The sequence below is a fragment of the Paenirhizobium cremeum genome (assembly GCF_047553425.1).
GTDB lineage: Bacteria > Pseudomonadota > Alphaproteobacteria > Rhizobiales > Rhizobiaceae > Allorhizobium > Allorhizobium cremeum.
In genome coordinates this window covers 480,870-497,239 of the sequence record NZ_CP180217.1, presented here as the reverse complement: position 1 = coordinate 497,239, position 16,370 = coordinate 480,870, and the positions used below count along the sequence as shown (strand labels likewise).

Below are 16,370 nucleotides of genomic sequence, written 5' to 3'. Positions count from 1 at the left end.
AGAATGAACGGAGAGCCTCGGCGGAGATTTTTTCTCACCCGGTGGAACATTCCCCCGTTTTAAGCGTTCGTTTCCCGTTCTTGCGAAACGTAATTGCTCACTAGGGGTTTCATATGGTGCTGGATGTTCACGAGACGCCGCGCATTGCGCTGGTCTCAACCCATGGCTATGTCGCCGCCCACCCGCCGCTTGGCGCCGCCGATACCGGCGGACAGGTCGTCTATGTGCTGGAACTGGCGAAGAAGCTGGCGCAGCTCGGCCACAAGGTGGATATCTATACCCGCCGTTTCGAGGACCAGCCGGAAATCGACGTCGTCGACGACGACGTCCGGGTGATCCGCATCCCCTGCGGCGGACGCGATTTCATCCCCAAGGAATATCTCCACCGCCATCTCAACGAATGGAACGAGAAGGCGCTGCGGTATATCCGCCGGGAGGGGCTTTCCTACCTCTTCATTAACAGCCATTACTGGGATGCAGGGGTGGCCGGTCAGCGGCTCTCCGAAGCGCTCAATATTCCGCATATCCACACACCCCATTCGCTCGGCCTCTGGAAAAAGCGGCAGATGGAGACCGACTATCCGGAACGCGCAGACAAATTCGAGCTGGAGTTCAATTTCAAGGAACGCATCCAGCACGAGCTGATCGTCTACCGAAGCTGTCAGTTGGTGATCGCAACGACGCCGATCCAGCTCGACATGCTGATCGAGGATTACGGGCTCGGCCGCAACCGTGTGCACATGATCCCGCCGGGTTACGATGACAACCGTTTCTACCCCGTGTCCGAATCCTCGCGCCAGATGATCCGCAACCGGCTCGGCTTTTCCGGCAAGACCGTTCTCGCGCTCGGGCGTCTTGCAACCAACAAGGGTTACGACCTGCTGATCGACGGCTTTTCGGTGCTGGCGGAGCGCGTGCCCGAGGCACGGCTGCGGCTGGCGCTCGGCGGCGAGAACATGGACCCGCAGGAAACCGCCATCCTTCAGAAACTCAAGGATCAGGTTGCGGCGCTCGGCCTTTCGGATCGCGTCGAATTCTCCAGTTTCATTCCCGACGAGGATCTGCCCGACTACTATCGCGCAGCCGATCTCTTCGTGCTGTCGAGCCGTTACGAGCCTTTTGGCATGACCGCCGTCGAGGCCATGGCGAGCGGCACGCCGACCGTCGTCACCATCCATGGTGGGCTGTTCCGGGCGGTAAGCTATGGCCGCCACGCGCTGTTCGCCGACCCCTTCGACCGCGAGGATCTCGGCATCACCATGATGAAGCCGTTCAAGCATCCGCGGCTTTACGGTCGGCTTTCGCGCATGGGCGCCCACAAGGCGCGCAGTCTTTTCACCTGGACCGGCATTGCCCAGCAACTCGTGGCGCTGGTGGAGGGGCGCCCGGTGGCGCAGGCTCTCGACGAGGCCGACTGGGCCGAGCCTTGGAACGACGGCGACTGACATGCGTGTCCGCCTGTTCTCCGCCGACCTGGACGGCACGCTCGCCGGCGACCGCGAGGCCTCACGACGCTTCGCCCGCTTTTGGGCGGGACTTGGCGCCGACCGGCGGCCGCTATTGGTCTACAATAGCGGGCGGCTGATCGACGATCTCCTCGCTTTCGTCGAGGAGGAGGAACTGCCCAGGGCGGATGTCGCGATCGGAGGTGTCGGCACGATGCTTGCCGCAAATGGGCTGCCGGATATCGGCCACGCCTATGCCGAGGCGCTGGCCGCCTACGGCTATGACGCCCTAAAGATCGAGAGGCTGGTTGCCGACCATCCCGGCATACGCCGCCAGCCGGACCGCTACCAGCACCGGTTCAAATCGAGCTGGTACCTCCATGACGCCGGCGAACAGGAGCTCGACGATATCAGGCGGCGGCTGAGCAAGGCGGGACTGGCGGTGCAGATCGTTTATTCGAGCAGCCGCGATCTCGACATCCTGCCGGCCAATGCCGACAAGGGCGCAGCGCTCGGCTGGCTCTGCCGAAGGCTTGGTGTCGCCCCGGACGAGGTGGTTGTCGCCGGGGACACCGATAACGACCGTAGCATGTTCCTGATGGAAGGCGTGCGCGGTATCATTCCGGCAAACGGCTTGGCCGAGCTGAAGTCCCTCGCCAGCCACCGAAATGCCGCCATTTTCCACGCCCGAAAACCGGCCGCCGACGGCGTGATTGAGGGGCTCATGCACTGGCGCGTCGGCGGGGTCGATGCGAAAACCGACCATCGCGGCACCTCGGCCCAAACTTAGCCGGGACTTGCCCCTAGTAGCGCTTGACGCGCATGTTCCCTTCCCCACCTATTAGGGTGAGTTTTGTCGCAATGATTCTCCTTTCTGTCAAAAAGGTGACATTTTCAGCGACAACAGAATGCAAGAGAACGGCAGAGAATCGAGGTGTCCGGTCCATTGACCATTGTCAGTCGTATAGCCAAAGAGGTGCAGCTCATGCTGCGGCGTCCGCCGAGACAGCAATATGCAGCAATCTGCTACCGCCTGCGCAAGAAACAGGCGGAACCCGAGGTGTTGCTTCTGACAAGCCGCGATACCGGACGGTGGGTCATCCCGAAGGGCTGGCCCATGGCGGGCAAGAAAAGCTATGCGGTCGCAGAGCGCGAAGCCTATGAGGAAGCCGGCGTAAAGGGCAAGGTTTCCGAGGAACCCATCGGTCATTACGACTACCACAAGGGTATGGACGGCGGGCTGAAGATCCTTTGCCGGGTCCAGGTGCACACGCTCGAGGTCAAGAACGTCCTCAAGGATTTCCCGGAAAAGGGCATGCGGCGCAGCGAGTGGGTGAACTGCGAAGAGGCGGCCGCGCGGGTTCGGGAACCGGAACTGAAGGTGCTGTTCCACAAATTCGCCCAGCAATTTTCAGGCGCCGCCGCGCCCACGGTCTCCCAGGCCGGCGAGTAGTCAGACTGTCACAAAACTGTCATATTGAATTGGCCGGCCTTTGCTAATAGCAACGGTGAAAAGACGCCTTGCGCGCACGACAAAAGGCTCTTTCACGGGGAACGAAGAAGCAGGCTGCAGGACGGGGCTTTCGCCCATATTCACACGGACGGCCTGCCGCCAGAAAGGAACGACATCGACCGATGGCCAAGGCACCGCCAACGCTCGTCAAGCCGACGCTCGACAAGGATCTCGACAAGGTCACCTATGTCGAGCAGGCGACGCAACAGGTGTCGCGACGGATCGTTCCCCTCGGCATCGGCCTGCTCTTCCTTGTGGTCGCCACCCTCCTTTCCGGCGCCTATGTCACCGGCCAGCCGGGCTCCGCCCTGGTGATCGCGGCCTCCGCCATCGGCGCCTACATGGCGATGAACATCGGTGCGAACGACGTCACCAACAATGTCGGCGCGGCCGTGGGTTCGCGGGCCATTCCGCTTGCCGGCGCGCTGGCGCTTGCCGCGGTCTGCGAGATTGCCGGCGCCATGATCGCGGGCGGCAACGTCATCTCGACCATCTCGGAAGGCATCCTCGCGCCCGACAGCATCGAGGTGCCGCAAGCCTTCTCCTTCGCCATGATGTCCGCGCTCCTTGCCGCGGCTCTGTGGATCAACATCGCCACCTGGGCGAATGCGCCGGTCTCCACCACCCACTCGATCGTCGGAGCCGTCATGGGCGCCGGTGTCGCGGCCGGCGGATTTTCCGCCGTCGACTGGGGTTCGCTGGTCGGCATCACGGCGAGCTGGATGCTGTCGCCGCTGCTCGGGGGTGCAATCGCCGCGCTGATCCTTTACTTCATCGAGGAATTCATCACCTATCGCGAGGACAAGATCGCTGCCGCCCGACGCTGGGTGCCGGTGCTGATCGGGATCATGACGGGCGCCTTCGCCACCTATCTCACGATCAAGGGCATCGGTCAGGTCTTCGACGTGGAAAGCACCGAGGCATTGTTGCTCGGCCTTACCTGCGGCCTTGTCGCCTGGATCGGCAGCATTCCGCTGATCCGCTTCCAATCGGAGGGACTGGAAAACCGCAACCAGTCGCTGCGCAAGCTCTTCCGCCTGCCGCTCGTCTTCTCCGCGGCGCTGCTCTCCTTCGCCCATGGGGCCAACGACGTGGCCAATGCGATCGGTCCGGTGGTCGCCATTGTGCACGCAACGCGGGCGCAGGAAATCGCCGCCGCCATCGCGGCGCCGTCCTGGGTGACGGCCATCGGCGCCTTCGGCATCTCGATGGGCCTCCTTCTCTATGGCCCGCGCCTCATCCGCCTTGTTGGCGAGCAGATCACCAAGCTCAATCCGATGCGGGCTTACTGCGTATCGTTGTCGGCGGCGATCACGGTCATCCTCGCCTCCTGGTTCGGCCTTCCGGTAAGCTCGACGCACATCGCGGTCGGCGCCGTCTTCGGCGTGGGTTTCTTCCGCGAATGGTACACCAGGCATTCACGACGGCGCGTCGAATACATGCGGATGAAGGCGAGCCACTGGGAGATCGAGGATACGCGCGAACGCGACCCGGACGAGACACGCCGCCGCCTGCTCGTGCGCCGATCGCACCTGCTCAGCATCATCGCGGCATGGAGCATAACGCTTCCGGTCTCGGCGCTACTTGCGGCATTCATCTACTGGGTTATGTTCCAGCTCTTTCTGTAAGCAACGGAACGAGATATGCGCGCGAATTACCGGATGCAGCGACTGTTCGTCGAAAGCGATATCAGGCCCGATCGCGGCTTCGAGGCGACATCCGACCAGTTCAACTACCTCGCCAATGTCCTGCGGCTGACCGAGGATGCCGAGATCCTCGTATTCAACGGTCGCGATGGAGAATGGAAGACGAAGCTTACCTTTCCATCGCGAAAGAAGATCGTTCTTCTTCCCGTCGAGCAGACCCGTCCGCAACCCGAGGAATGCGATCTGCATTTCCTCTTTGCGCCGCTCAAGGTCGGCCGCATGGACTATCTGGTGCAGAAGGCGGTGGAGATGGGGGCAGGCCGGCTGCAGCCGGTGATGACCCAGCACGTACAGGGCAAGATCACCAGTCTCGAACGGCTTCAGGCCAATGCCGTCGAGGCCGCCGAGCAATGCGGTATCCTCGCTATTCCGAGAGTTGCCGAGCCGCAGCGGCTGAAGGACCTGCTCGAACGCTGGCCGGCGGAACGCCGGATCATCTATTGCGACGAAGACAGTTCCACTCAGAACCCCCTGCCGGGACTTGCCGGCATCGAGGAAAGGCAGCTCGCGGTGCTGGTCGGCCCGGAAGGCGGTTTCTCGGAGGAGGAACGCGCGTTGCTTCGCGGCCTGCCCTTCGTGACCGCCATTCCGCTCGGGCCCCGTATCCTCAGAGCCGACACGGCGGCCGTCGCAGCGCTTGCCGTGGTGCAGGCCGCGATCGGCGACTGGCGATAACATGACGAAACGCAAGTACGAGGCGCAGACGGTATCGCGGATCTATTTTTTTGAGCAGCCGTTGAGAGATTTTTTCTTGCGCCGTCCTGAAATCCAGTCCAATCACCATTGCCCAATGGACCGGTGCGCGTGCCGGCAAGACCCGATAAGGTTTACTCGATGGCTCGTGATACCACCGACCATACCCCCCTCACCTCGGTTGAGGAAATGGCCGAATACCTTGCCTCCGGCAACAAGCCGAAGGAAGCGTTCCGGATCGGGACGGAACACGAGAAATTCGTCTTCTTCCGGGCGGATAACGCGCCCGTCCCCTATTTCGGCGAGGCCAGCATTTCCGCATTGCTGAAGGGCATGCAGCAAAAGCTCGGCTGGGAACCGATCATGGACGGCGAGAACATCATCGGCCTCGGCGAGCCCACCGGCATGGGTGCGATCTCCATCGAGCCCGGCGGCCAGTTCGAACTGTCCGGCGCACCGCTCGAGACGATCCATGAAACCTGCGTCGAATCGAACCGGCATCTTGCGACCCTGCGCGAAATCGCCGAGCCGATGGGCATCCGTTTTCTCGGCATCGGCGGCAGTCCGAAGTGGACCCTTGCAGAGACGCCGCGCATGCCGAAGTCGCGCTACGAGATCATGACGCGCTACATGCCCAAGGTCGGCAGCCACGGCCTCGACATGATGTATCGCACCTGCACCATCCAGGTGAACCTCGACTTCTCCTCGGAAGCCGACATGCGCCGCAAGATGCGCGTCGGCATGAGGCTGCAGCCGCTGGCGACTGCGCTGTTTGCCTCCTCCCCCTTCACCGAGGGCAAGCCGAACGGACTGCTTTCCTGGCGCGGTGAAATCTGGCGCGACACCGACAACGCCCGCGCCGGCATCCTGCCCTTCTCGCTCTCCGACGATTTCGGTTTCGGCGACTATGTGGAATGGGCGCTCGACGTGCCCATGTATTTTGTGGTTCGCGATGGACGCTACCATGATTGCACCCACATCACCTTCCGCCGGTTCATGGCCGGCGCGCTGAAAGGCGAACTGACCGAATGGGAACCGACACTCGGGGACTGGACGAACCATCTGTCGACGCTGTTCCCCGATGTGCGGCTGAAGCGCTTCCTCGAAATGCGTGGCGCCGATGGCGGCCCGTGGCGCCGCATCTGTGCGCTGCCGGCCTTCTGGGTCGGCCTGCTTTATGACGAAGGCGCGCTCGACGCCGCCGATGAATTGACGCGCGAATGGGATTTCGCGGCGGTGAACGCGCTGCGCGATGCCGTCCCGGTTCAGGGGCTGAAGGCGGAGATTGCCGGCCGCAGCCTTTTCGACGTGGCGCGCGACGTGGTCGGCCTTTCGAGCCAGGGCCTGAAAGCCCGGGCGCGGCTGAACGGCGAAGGCCAGGACGAAAGCATCTTCCTCAACTCGCTCGAGGAGGTTATGGCCAAGAAGACGACACTCGCGGAGGATCTGCTTTCGCTCTATCACGGACGCTGGAACGGCGAGATCGATCGCGTATTCGAGGAATTCCAGTACTGATCCTTTCGCCGCCCCTCCCCGGCGGAGACATGACGCATGCAAATGGCGGCCTTCACGGCGAAAATAGCTGTGGCCCCGTTGCAGCTTCGGCAAAAACCGGTTTTCGACTGTCATTTTCCCGCTATAGTGGCTGCAATGCGTTGAAAGCACGGGGGAACGACGCCGATGTTGCCACTTTTCGAGATGATGCTGCAGGCGCAGAACGGCATGGCGATGGAAGCCATGGCCAAGCAGTTCAATCTGGCGCAGGAGCAGGCGGCGAAAGCGGTTGCGGCCCTGATGCCGGCGTTTTCCTCGGGCTTCAAGCGGAACGTCACCAACCCTTATGACTTTTCCGCGCTGTTCGGCGCCATGGCCTCCGGCAATTATGCCAAGTATTTCGAGGACATGAGCAAAGCGTTTACGCCGCAGGGCATCGACGACGGCAATCAGGTGCTGGAAAAGCTCTTCGGCTCCAAAGAGGTTTCGCGGGCTATCGCCGCGCAGGCCGCGCAGTTCACGGGCATCGGCCAGGATATCCTGAAGCAGATGATGCCGGCGATGGCCGACACAATCATGGGCGGCCTGTTCAAGCAGACCACCGGACAGTTGACGGACACCAACATCTTTGCGGGAACCCCGATGGGGGCGATGATCCAGCAATGGCTGGAAAGCACGGGATTCCAGCCCAAGGCGCAGCCCAAGCCGCAACCGAACCTCTTCGACAATCCCTTCACCCGCGCCTTCCAGGAGATGATGGGCGCGGCCGCGCCGAAGCCCCAGCCAGCACCGACCGCCGCCAACCCCTTCTTCGACAATCCCTTCGCCAAGGCTTTTCAGGACATGATAGCCGGCATGCAGGGCGGTGGCGAGGCGCCGGCAGCCAAGCCGCAGGCCGGAACGGCCAAGCCGCAGGAGGAGCCGCAGCCGACATCGCAGGCGACCGCCAACCTCAACGAGATGATAAACGTCATGTTCGACAGCGGGCTTGAGGTGCAGAAAAGCTATCAGAAGAGCATGGAACAGATCTTCGACAGCTATCTCGCTGCTTCCAAGACGCCGACGCCCGAGGCTTCCCCGGAAGCTCCCAAGGGCTAAGACCGTTTCTAGCCTGTCGAATGGCTGGAAAGACCGAAAACCGCATTGGAGCCACGCGACGGCAAGCGGCCAAGCGTCATAGTGACCACGTTCATGACGGGCAGAAGGCCGCTCTTTTCCAGATACTGACGGAAGAGGCCGTACTCCACACGGGTATCCACACGCACAAAACTGCCCGGAAGACCTGTCAGAAAGGCTTCGACCAGCGCGACAGCATCAACTTCCTTTTCCGCGATGATCGGGCCGATCAGATGGCCGCGGCCGAATTGGCGCCGCATGGCAAAGCCACGAATCCGGCCCCTCCGTTCGATGACCATTGTCTCAGACACACGCCAGAGTTCAAGCAGCAGGGCGCTGCGGTCCACCCCATGGGCATCGGCGTCACAATCAAAAATCTGCGGCAAATTCGTCGCCTCGGCGGGACGGGTTCGGGTTTTCGAAGCCGATATCGGACCAACGATACCCTGATGCTGAAACACCGGGCCGGTGACGAGTGCGCCGAGCGACCGATAGAACGGAACGGAATCGTTGCATGCATTGAGGAAGGCGGGGCGATCTTCGGTACGCTCGACGATATTGGCCATCAGGCAAGTCGCCAGACCCTCAAGCTTCAGGCGCGGGTGGGCAATGACCATGCCGACAGCCGATACATCGCCGCCCAGGGTGAAGTACATGGCAGAGCCGTGAACGCGGCCACTTTCGTCGACAGCCACGATACCGTTGCCGGCAGCCAGGTTCACGCCCCAGTCGGACTTCCTGTGCGGCCATCCGATGCTGGCCGAAAGGGCATGCAGCCCATCGAGATGCTCGGCCTTCATCTCCATCTGCAGGAGATCGTAGCTTTCCAGATTTACCAACGGCACGGTCATGACGGCTGCTACTCACGGATCATGGTTTCTTTATCCGCGCGATGCTAAATTGTAGAGTCGAGAGCGCAAGCCCAAAACATCATTCGCGGGCTTTGGAACCGACCGATCTTCCCGTTCCGGTCCGGCACGGTGTTTCCGTCAGAGGGCCGCAGCGACCCCATCCTCGCGGCCGCTGCTCACGATATCCGGCATGAGACTCCATATCGGCGCCGAGAGGCGAGACCAAAGTCCCGCATCCCGCCATAAAGGGCTCAAAACTCTTCCCAGCTGTCATCCTTGCCCTTGGGCGAGGAAAGCGCCTTGCCCACGCCGGAGGAGAGCTTGTCCAGAAGCGCTCGCGCGGGCGAGGCCACCGAACGGGCCGGCGTGTTTGCCGAGGCGAGGCGCAGCTTGGCCGCTGGCTTCTGAGCGACCGGCGCGGGCGCTGCCGTCTCCGTGCGGGCGAAGCGGGTTTCCCGCACGTCCGCGAAACGCTGCTCCGACGGCATGACGCCCTTTTCGACGGTGAACTGACCGACCAGGCCCATCAGCATTTCCGTATCGCGCGAAAGTGCCGTCATCTCGGCATTGGTCTGCTCGGCGGCGCGGGCGTTCTGCTGGGTGACGTCCTCCATGCGGCCGACGGCGGAGTTGATTTCCTTGAGCGTCGTCGACTGTTCGCGGGCCGCGCTCGCGATCGAATGGATATGATCGCCGATCTCGACCACCTGACCGGCAATGTCGGACAACACGTTGCCGGCATCGCGAACGAGCCCGACGCCACTCGACACCTCCTCGCCCGACTTGGTGATGAGCGCCTTGATGTCCTTGGCGGCGTTGGCGGAGCGCTGGGCGAGTTCGCGCACTTCCTGGGCGACGACGGCAAAGCCCTTGCCGGCTTCGCCTGCGCGGGCGGCCTCGACACCGGCGTTGAGCGCCAGAAGGTTGGTCTGGAAGGCAATCTCATCGATCACGTTGATGATCTTGGAAATCTCGCTCGATGCATTCTCGATGCGCTCCATGGCGTTCACCGCGCCGCTGACGATCTGGCTCGACCGGTCGGAATTGGCGCGCGCCTGGCTTGCAAGCTCTGAGGCGTTTTCGGCTCGGTCGGAGGACTGGCGGATGGCCTCCATGATCTGGCGGATGGAGGCCGAGGTCTGTTCGAGCGCCGCGGCCTGCTGCTCGGTTCGCTTGGAAAGGTCCGCCGTGGAGGAGCCGACCTTGCCGCTCTTGCGGTTGATCTCGTTGACGTTGGAATGCACGGCGGAAACCGTGTGAGACAGGCGTTGCAGCGAGGCGTTGAAGTCGACGCGCAGGCGGTCGAGATTACTCGAAAGCGGCCTGTCGATCACCGCCGTCAGGTCACCGCTCGCAAGTCTCTGAAGGGCCGCGCCGAGCACGTCGATCGCTTCCGTCAGTTCGGCCTGCTGGGCTGCCTTTTCGGCGTCGCGGGCGCGGCGTTCCTCCTCGCCCGCCGTGCGGCGGCGCTCGGCATCGTTTTCCAGCTCGCGCTTCTCGATTTCGGCGCGGCGGAAGACGGCAACCGAGCGCACCATGTCGCCGATCTCATCCTGGCGGTCCTCGCCCTGAAGTTCGATATCGGTGTTGCCGCCAGCGAGATCCTCCATGGACTTCACCAGGGAGGAGATCGGGCGGGTGAGCGTGCGCGAATAGAGGATCGCAACGACCGAGCCGATCAGGATCAGCAGCGCGCCGAAGGCGACCGAAACCAGCGTGGTCATGCGCAGGTTGGCGGCAATTTCATCCTCGCCGATCAGCGCGATCACAGCCCAATGCGTGCCCGCGAATTCCAGCGGAGAGGCCGCGGCATAGCTGGTCATCTCACGATAACCCTCGATCTTGCCGGTCATTTCCTGCCCTTCGACGGCAGCCTTGACCAGCGGGGAATCGACGACGATTGCCAGAGCGTCATTGCCCGCCGTGTGGACGCTGTCATTGATGACCTCGCCTCGGGTGCTGACGAGGATCGTCTCGCCCGTTTCGCCGAGGCCCTTCTTGTTCGCATACATTGTATTGAAGCGGGCGTTCGGGAGCTGGTAGGCAAGTACGCCGATTGCACGACCGTTCTGCATGATCGGGGTGGCCATGAACGCGGCTGCGCTGCCCTTTGAAGGGGCGTAAGCTTCAAAGCCCGACATGGCGACCTCGTCGCCCTTCGCCTTGATCGCCTTCTGGAAGACGGCGGCAAGACCGCTATCCTTGTAGGGGCCGGTCAGCAGGTTGGTGCCGAAATCCCTTTGCTTCATCACGGTATAGACGATGGAGCCGGCAGGATTGATGACGTAGAGATCATGATAGCCGAGATCCTGGAGATGTTTCAGGAAAGCCGGGTGATACTGCTTGTGAGCGCGGTCGTAGGCATCCTTTTTCGCGGTATCGAGTTTGTACTTCTCGCCTTCCGGATTGGGGTTGCCATCGATGTAGCGCGTCTGCAATTCCTTCGTCGGATCGTCTCCCAGGAAGTTCAGACCGCCGCTGAAGGCGAAGAGCGACTGCTGCGTGGTAAAGCTGGTCGATGTGGCCGAGAGATCGAGCCGGACGCTTTCCAGATATCCCCGCGCCTCGTTGCGCCGACCGTCGGCGGTCGCTTCCAGTTTCTGGTAAACCTGATCCGTGAGCGAACGGTGTTCGAGATAAAGATTGATGACCATGGAGGCCGACAGGCTTACCAGGGTGAAAAGAGCGGCAGCAACGGGCAGCTTGCGGGAAATGCGCATCTGAAAGGCTCCGTAAACAAGGCGGCATAGACCGAAATCAATCCGACTATCGGTGCCATATCAACGTTAGCAAGCCGTTACCGCCGCCTAAAACTTCGGCAAGTGCCGGCACAATCCACACAAAAAAAAGCCCGGCGCGGAGCCTCCGTCGCCGGGCAAGTAAGCAGGGTTTATTGGCTATCACCCTGCGGGGATGTTGGGACCGGCCGCATCTGCGTCCGGTCAGGCATGGCTTCAATCGACAGGCAGACCTTGCAGGGCGCGGCGTGCACGATTGCGCGCGGTCCGCGCCAGCTGCTGCGAAGGATCGTCCGCAATGCCGGAAATGCTGAGGATTTCGTTGAGCTCGGATCGGGAAAGCCCGATATCCCTCAACTGGAAATCGTCAAGATCGGCAAGGCAGTTCGCAGCGCGGCGATTGCGGATGGCACGCCAGACTGTCTCGATCGTCACGACCACACCCGCCAGACGTCGGGCCAGCGTCGGCCGCGGGGCGGCAATATCGAGTTCGATCATCCGGTCGGTCGTGCGCATGACAGTCTTCCTTTCGTTCGGCACGAGAAAAGGCGTCCCCGGCCGCAGCGGCGGCAGAGGTCAACCCGAACCATTGGAGCGGCTTCAGAACCGTCTCCGACAAGCAGTGATTTGCAGGATGAGCATGTCGAAAGGCTATTGATCAGTCCAACGAATGTTTTTAATAGTTATCATCAAACGATCTGATGGATTTTCCCCATGTCAGCACCTCTCGATATCGACCAGCTTCAAACCTTCATAGCCATCGTGGACACCGGCAGCTTCACCAAGGCAGCGGGCCGGGTCTTCAAGACGCAATCGGCGGTCTCGATGCAGATGCGACGGCTGGAGGAGCGGATCGGCAAACAGCTCTTCATCAAGGACGGGCGCGGCAACCGGCTGACAGCGGAGGGCGACAAGCTTTTGAACTATGCCCGGCGGATCATCCGGCTGAACAGCGAGGCGATCGCAGCCTTCGACGACAACCGGCTGGAGGGAACGCTTCGTATCGGCACGCCTGACGACTATGCCGACCGCTACATGCCCGAGATCATCGGCCGTTTCGCCAAGACCCATCCCAATGTCGAACTCTACATCGTCTGCGAACCCTCGGCGGACCTCTCGGAAAAGATGGCGAAGGGCGAACTCGATATTGCGCTGGTCACCCACAACCCGTTGCTGCGCCAATCCGACGTGGTTCGGACGGAGCCGCTTTGCTGGGTCGCCTCGGCGAACCATCCGCTGAAGGACGATGCACCGGTGCCGCTTGCCGTGGGACGGCGCGACTGTCAGTGGCGCCAACTCGCCTGTTCCGCGCTCGATGCCGACGGACGCGAATACCAGATCCTGTTCACCAGTTGGTCATCGACCGTGGTTGCTTCCGCAGTGCTGGCCGGCATGGCCGTTTCCATCCTGCCGGAATCCGCGCTCAGGACCGGGATGAAGGTGCTCACGCAGGCGGACGGCTTTCCGCCGCTGCCGCCGGTCCAGATCGGCATCATGAAACGGCCCGGCGTTTCGAACTCGCTGATGAATGCGATTACCGACCACATCACCGCCTGCCTCGACAACATCACGCCGAATGCGGTGGAAGACGATCTGGACGGCGAGGTGAAAACCTATCAGCGCTATTATCCGCGACTGCGCGCCGGCCACATGATCCCCGGCTGGTGAGGCCGGACCGGCAAAACAGGCGGCTCCCTTGCGCGACAGGCCCTAAGCCGCGAACTCGAAAAGGGTGCGGGCGCCCATGGATTTCCATTCGGCCATGTATTCCTCGGCGCTTGCCTCATCGCGCACCATCGCGAAGCGTACCAGCGCGCCGCTAAGGTAAAGCTGCATGTGAAGGCGCCTGCGGAAAACCGCGTGATGCTCCGGGGCGACAAGATGCTTGAGGGCTCCGAAGATGATTTCGGTCAGCCGCTCGAGATGGGCAATGTTGAGCTCCTGGAAATCGCGGTCGGTCATGCCGGCCATCCAGACGGGCAGATAGGTCCTGTCCGCACGGTAGATCCGATAGAATTCGTCGAGGAGCTGCGACAGCATTTCAATGGCCTGATCGACCGACCTCACGTCGGGAAATGCCTCGGAGGTCCGCTTCTGCACGATCGTCGTGTGACGGTCGTGGAAAGCCCTGATGATCGCAGCCTTCTCCGGAAAGAACTGGTAGAGGGAGCCGATCGGCACACCCGCGCGCGCGGCGATGTCGGTCATCTTGAGGTTGGCGACACCGTGTTCGGCGATGAGATCCACCGCCGCTTCCATGATCGCATCCAGACGCTGAATGCTGCGCTCCTGCTGCGGCTTCTTGCGTAGCTGAAGCCGGCTGCTGATCTTCCTTGAAGTCATTTACCTCGTCCCGGCCCGCCTCCGGCCAGTGCGGTCCAGCCTGCACTGTTCCCGGACCATCTGAGCATCGCCCTGAATTGAATTCAGCCTTACGGCGAAGAATGCTCTAGGGCGGTTGTATCGGCTTTCCCCTAAAAGAAAAGAAGGCATTTTAACCATGCCCGAAAAACAAGCCGGGACCGTCGCAAATTCACTGCAACGGTCCCGAATATCGCGGACCACAGGCCCTTCAGCGGGGCCGGCATCCCAGGAGAAGCCGGCCACCTTTCGAACAGCCGTGGCTATCCGACGAGATCGAAGCGATCCGCGTTCATCACCTTGGTCCATGCCGCCACGAAGTCGCGCACGAACTTCTCCTTATTGTCGTCCTGGGCGTAGACTTCCGCATAGGCGCGCAGGATGGAGTTCGAACCGAGCACGAGGTCCACGCGGGAGGCCGTGTACTTGGTCACGCCGGTCTTGCGGTCGCGGATGTCATAAGAGTTGCTGCCGGTCGGGACCCAGGAATAGGCCATGTCCGTCAGCGTCGTGAAGAAGTCGGTGGTGAGCGCGCCGACGCGGTCGGTGAACACGCCTTGCTTCGAGTCACGATAATTGGCGCCGATCACCCGCAGACCGCCGATCAGAACCGTGAGTTCCGGAGCAGTGAGCCCCATCAACTGGGCGCGATCGAGCAACATTTCTTCTGGGCTGACAACATAGTCCTGCTTCTGCCAGTTACGGAAACCGTCGGCGAGCGGCTCAAGCACGGCGAAGCTGTCCACATCGGTTTGCTCGGCCGTGGCATCGCCACGGCCCGGCGAGAAGGGGACCTCGATATCGAACCCGGCGGCCTTTGCCGAGAGTTCGACACCGACATTGCCGGCAAGCACGATCACGTCGGCGATGCTCGCGCCGGTCTCTGCTGCAATGTCTTCAAGAACCGCCAGCACCTTTGCCAGACGCTCGGGCTCGTTGCCTTCCCAACCCTTCTGCGGGGCGAGGCGAATGCGAGCACCGTTTGCGCCGCCGCGTTTATCGGAACCACGGAAGGTACGGGCACTGTCCCAAGCGGTGGCAACCATCTCACCGACGGTGAGGCCGCTGTTGATGATCTTCGCCTTGACCGCGACGACGTCGTAATCCGTGCGGCCGGCCGGGATCGGGTCTTGCCAGATCAGGTCTTCGGCCGGGACATCCGGGCCGAAATAGCGTGACTTCGGACCGACGTCGCGATGTGTCAGCTTGAACCAGGCGCGGGCGAAGGCATCCGAGAAAGCGGCGAAGTCGTCCTTGAACCTCAGCGAAATCTCGCGATAGATCGGGTCGACCTTCAACGCCATGTCCGCATCGGTCATCATCGGCATCACGCGGATCGAGGGATCCTCGACATCGACCGGCTTGTCCTCCTCGGCAATGGTGATCGGCGCCCACTGGGAGGCCCCGGCTGGGCTGTGCGTCAGCGTCCATTCATGCTTGAACAGCATCTCGAAGTAGCCGTTGTCCCACCTGGTTGGCTCCGCGGTCCAGGCGCCCTCGATGCCGGAGACGACGGTATCGCGGCCGATGCCGCGGCCCTTGGTGTTCATCCAGCCGAGACCCTGGAATTCCGGTCCTGCAGTTTCCGGATCGGGGCTCAGATTGGCGGCGCTACCATTGCCATGGGACTTGCCGATCGTGTGACCGCCGGCGGTGAGCGCCACGGTTTCCTCGTCGTTCATGCCCATGCGGGCGAAGGTTTCGCGCATCTGCGCGGCGGTCGCCAGCGGATCGGACTTGCCGTTGACGCCTTCCGGATTGACGTAGATGAGGCCCATCTGCACGGCGGCCAGCGGGTTGGCCAATGTTTCCGGCTTGGTCACATCGCCATAGCGGCCGTCGCTCGGTGCCAACCATTCCTTTTCGTCACCCCAATAAGTGTCTTTTTCCGGGTGCCAGATGTCTTCGCGGCCGAAAGCGAAGCCGAAGGTCTTCAGACCGGCAACGTCATAAGCGATCGTGCCGGCGAGCGCGATCAGGTCTGCCCAGGAGATCTTGTTGCCGTATTTCTTCTTGATCGGCCACAGCAGACGGCGGCCCTTGTCGGTGTTGACATTGTCCGGCCAAGAATTGAGCGGCGCGAAGCGCTGGTTGCCAGTGTTGGCGCCGCCACGACCGTCGGTGATGCGGTAGGAGCCGGCGGCGTGCCAAGTGACGCGGGCCATCATGCCGACATAGGAGCCCCAGTCGGCCGGCCACCACTCCTGGCTGTCCAGCATCAGCGCGCGAAGGTCGGCCTTTAGCGCCTCGACGTCAAGCTTCTTCAGCTCCTCGCGATAGTTGAAGCTCGGGCCGAGCGGATTGGTCTTGGTATCGTGCTGATGCAGGATGTCGAGGTTTAGCGCGTTCGGCCACCAATCCATGACGGATTTGCCCATGGCGGTATTGCCGCCATGCATCACCGGACATTTGCCGGCGGGTTTGACATGCTCGTTCATTCTGGCCTCCTGTTT

The 16,370-nt window shown here is 61.9% G+C and carries 13 protein-coding genes; 8 read left to right on the top strand and 5 right to left on the bottom strand.

From position 1 onward, the window contains the following. The first annotated feature begins 113 nt into the window (after positions 1-113). The 7 genes from ACLBKR_RS02315 to ACLBKR_RS02285 all read left to right on the top strand — a co-directional run bounded on the left by ACLBKR_RS02315 (position 114) and on the right by ACLBKR_RS02285 (position 7,949). On the top strand, positions 114-1,445 hold the full coding sequence (locus ACLBKR_RS02315; RefSeq protein WP_112828328.1) for a glycosyltransferase: 1,332 nt from the start codon (positions 114-116) through the stop codon (positions 1,443-1,445). Between the two features lies 1 nt (position 1,446). Then, positions 1,447-2,235 (top strand): HAD-IIB family hydrolase, encoded by a 789-nt coding sequence (locus ACLBKR_RS02310; RefSeq protein ID WP_113485889.1) that lies wholly within the window; start codon positions 1,447-1,449, stop codon positions 2,233-2,235. A gap of 195 nt (positions 2,236-2,430) precedes the next feature. Beyond that, positions 2,431-2,898, top strand: a complete 468-nt coding sequence (locus ACLBKR_RS02305) for an NUDIX hydrolase (RefSeq protein ID WP_162708201.1) — start codon at positions 2,431-2,433, stop codon at positions 2,896-2,898. 182 nt (positions 2,899-3,080) lie between these two features. Next, on the top strand, positions 3,081-4,586 hold the full coding sequence (locus ACLBKR_RS02300) for an inorganic phosphate transporter (protein ID WP_113485887.1): 1,506 nt from the start codon (positions 3,081-3,083) through the stop codon (positions 4,584-4,586). 15 nt (positions 4,587-4,601) lie between these two features. Further along, positions 4,602-5,339 (top strand): 16S rRNA (uracil(1498)-N(3))-methyltransferase, encoded by a 738-nt coding sequence (locus ACLBKR_RS02295; RefSeq protein WP_113439286.1) that lies wholly within the window; start codon positions 4,602-4,604, stop codon positions 5,337-5,339. Between the two features lie 159 nt (positions 5,340-5,498). Continuing rightward, a complete protein-coding gene (locus ACLBKR_RS02290; RefSeq protein WP_113485885.1) occupies positions 5,499-6,872 on the top strand; it encodes a glutamate--cysteine ligase in 1,374 nt (457 codons plus the stop codon). Positions 6,873-7,037: 165 nt separating this feature from the next. Continuing rightward, positions 7,038-7,949 (top strand): DUF937 domain-containing protein, encoded by a 912-nt coding sequence (locus ACLBKR_RS02285; protein ID WP_113437367.1) that lies wholly within the window; start codon positions 7,038-7,040, stop codon positions 7,947-7,949. 8 nt (positions 7,950-7,957) lie between these two features. Here the strand turns inward: ACLBKR_RS02285 and ACLBKR_RS02280 are convergent, their stop codons facing one another. The 3 genes from ACLBKR_RS02280 to ACLBKR_RS02270 all read right to left on the bottom strand — a co-directional run bounded on the left by ACLBKR_RS02280 (position 7,958) and on the right by ACLBKR_RS02270 (position 12,072). Beyond that, positions 7,958-8,818, bottom strand: a complete 861-nt coding sequence (locus ACLBKR_RS02280; protein ID WP_113447966.1) for a GNAT family N-acetyltransferase — start codon at positions 8,816-8,818, stop codon at positions 7,958-7,960. 251 nt (positions 8,819-9,069) lie between these two features. Then, entirely contained in the window at positions 9,070-11,538 is a 2,469-nt protein-coding gene (locus tag ACLBKR_RS02275; RefSeq protein WP_113437365.1) for a methyl-accepting chemotaxis protein, read from the bottom strand. A gap of 234 nt (positions 11,539-11,772) precedes the next feature. After that, complete coding sequence (locus ACLBKR_RS02270) at positions 11,773-12,072, bottom strand: DUF1127 domain-containing protein (protein ID WP_112828337.1); 300 nt, start codon at positions 12,070-12,072, stop codon at positions 11,773-11,775. A 198-nt stretch (positions 12,073-12,270) separates the two neighbouring features. Between ACLBKR_RS02270 and ACLBKR_RS02265 the strand changes: the two genes are divergently transcribed. Further along, the gene (locus ACLBKR_RS02265) at positions 12,271-13,224 is read left to right on the top strand and encodes a LysR substrate-binding domain-containing protein (protein ID WP_112828338.1); all 954 of its coding nucleotides are present in this window, start codon (positions 12,271-12,273) and stop codon (positions 13,222-13,224) included. A 42-nt stretch (positions 13,225-13,266) separates the two neighbouring features. On the opposite strand, the gene ACLBKR_RS02260 is transcribed toward ACLBKR_RS02265, so the two are convergent. Together ACLBKR_RS02260 and katG are read right to left on the bottom strand one after the other, a co-directional pair. Next, complete coding sequence (locus ACLBKR_RS02260; RefSeq protein WP_414900500.1) at positions 13,267-13,899, bottom strand: TetR family transcriptional regulator; 633 nt, start codon at positions 13,897-13,899, stop codon at positions 13,267-13,269. Positions 13,900-14,180: 281 nt separating this feature from the next. Then, complete coding sequence (gene katG / locus ACLBKR_RS02255) at positions 14,181-16,355, bottom strand: catalase/peroxidase HPI (RefSeq protein ID WP_414900498.1); 2,175 nt, start codon at positions 16,353-16,355, stop codon at positions 14,181-14,183. Positions 16,356-16,370 lie beyond the last annotated feature (15 nt).

Excerpts from the sequence above, each read along its gene's own strand:
- ACLBKR_RS02310 (WP_113485889.1), top strand. The coding sequence starts at position 1,447 with ATGCGTGTCCGCCTGTTCTCCGCCGACCTGGACGGCACGCTCGCCGGC.
- ACLBKR_RS02295 (WP_113439286.1), top strand. The coding sequence starts at position 4,602 with ATGCGCGCGAATTACCGGATGCAGCGACTGTTCGTCGAAAGCGATATC.
- ACLBKR_RS02315 (WP_112828328.1), top strand. The coding sequence starts at position 114 with ATGGTGCTGGATGTTCACGAGACGCCGCGCATTGCGCTGGTCTCAACC.
- ACLBKR_RS02280 (WP_113447966.1), bottom strand. The coding sequence starts at position 8,818 with ATGACCGTGCCGTTGGTAAATCTGGAAAGCTACGATCTCCTGCAGATG.
- ACLBKR_RS02270 (WP_112828337.1), bottom strand. The coding sequence starts at position 12,072 with ATGCGCACGACCGACCGGATGATCGAACTCGATATTGCCGCCCCGCGG.
- ACLBKR_RS02265 (WP_112828338.1), top strand. The coding sequence starts at position 12,271 with ATGTCAGCACCTCTCGATATCGACCAGCTTCAAACCTTCATAGCCATC.
- ACLBKR_RS02260 (WP_414900500.1), bottom strand. The coding sequence starts at position 13,899 with ATGACTTCAAGGAAGATCAGCAGCCGGCTTCAGCTACGCAAGAAGCCG.
- ACLBKR_RS02300 (WP_113485887.1), top strand. The coding sequence starts at position 3,081 with ATGGCCAAGGCACCGCCAACGCTCGTCAAGCCGACGCTCGACAAGGAT.
- katG (WP_414900498.1), bottom strand. The coding sequence starts at position 16,355 with ATGAACGAGCATGTCAAACCCGCCGGCAAATGTCCGGTGATGCATGGC.
- ACLBKR_RS02290 (WP_113485885.1), top strand. The coding sequence starts at position 5,499 with ATGGCTCGTGATACCACCGACCATACCCCCCTCACCTCGGTTGAGGAA.
- ACLBKR_RS02305 (WP_162708201.1), top strand. The coding sequence starts at position 2,431 with ATGCTGCGGCGTCCGCCGAGACAGCAATATGCAGCAATCTGCTACCGC.
- ACLBKR_RS02275 (WP_113437365.1), bottom strand. The coding sequence starts at position 11,538 with ATGCGCATTTCCCGCAAGCTGCCCGTTGCTGCCGCTCTTTTCACCCTG.
- ACLBKR_RS02285 (WP_113437367.1), top strand. The coding sequence starts at position 7,038 with ATGTTGCCACTTTTCGAGATGATGCTGCAGGCGCAGAACGGCATGGCG.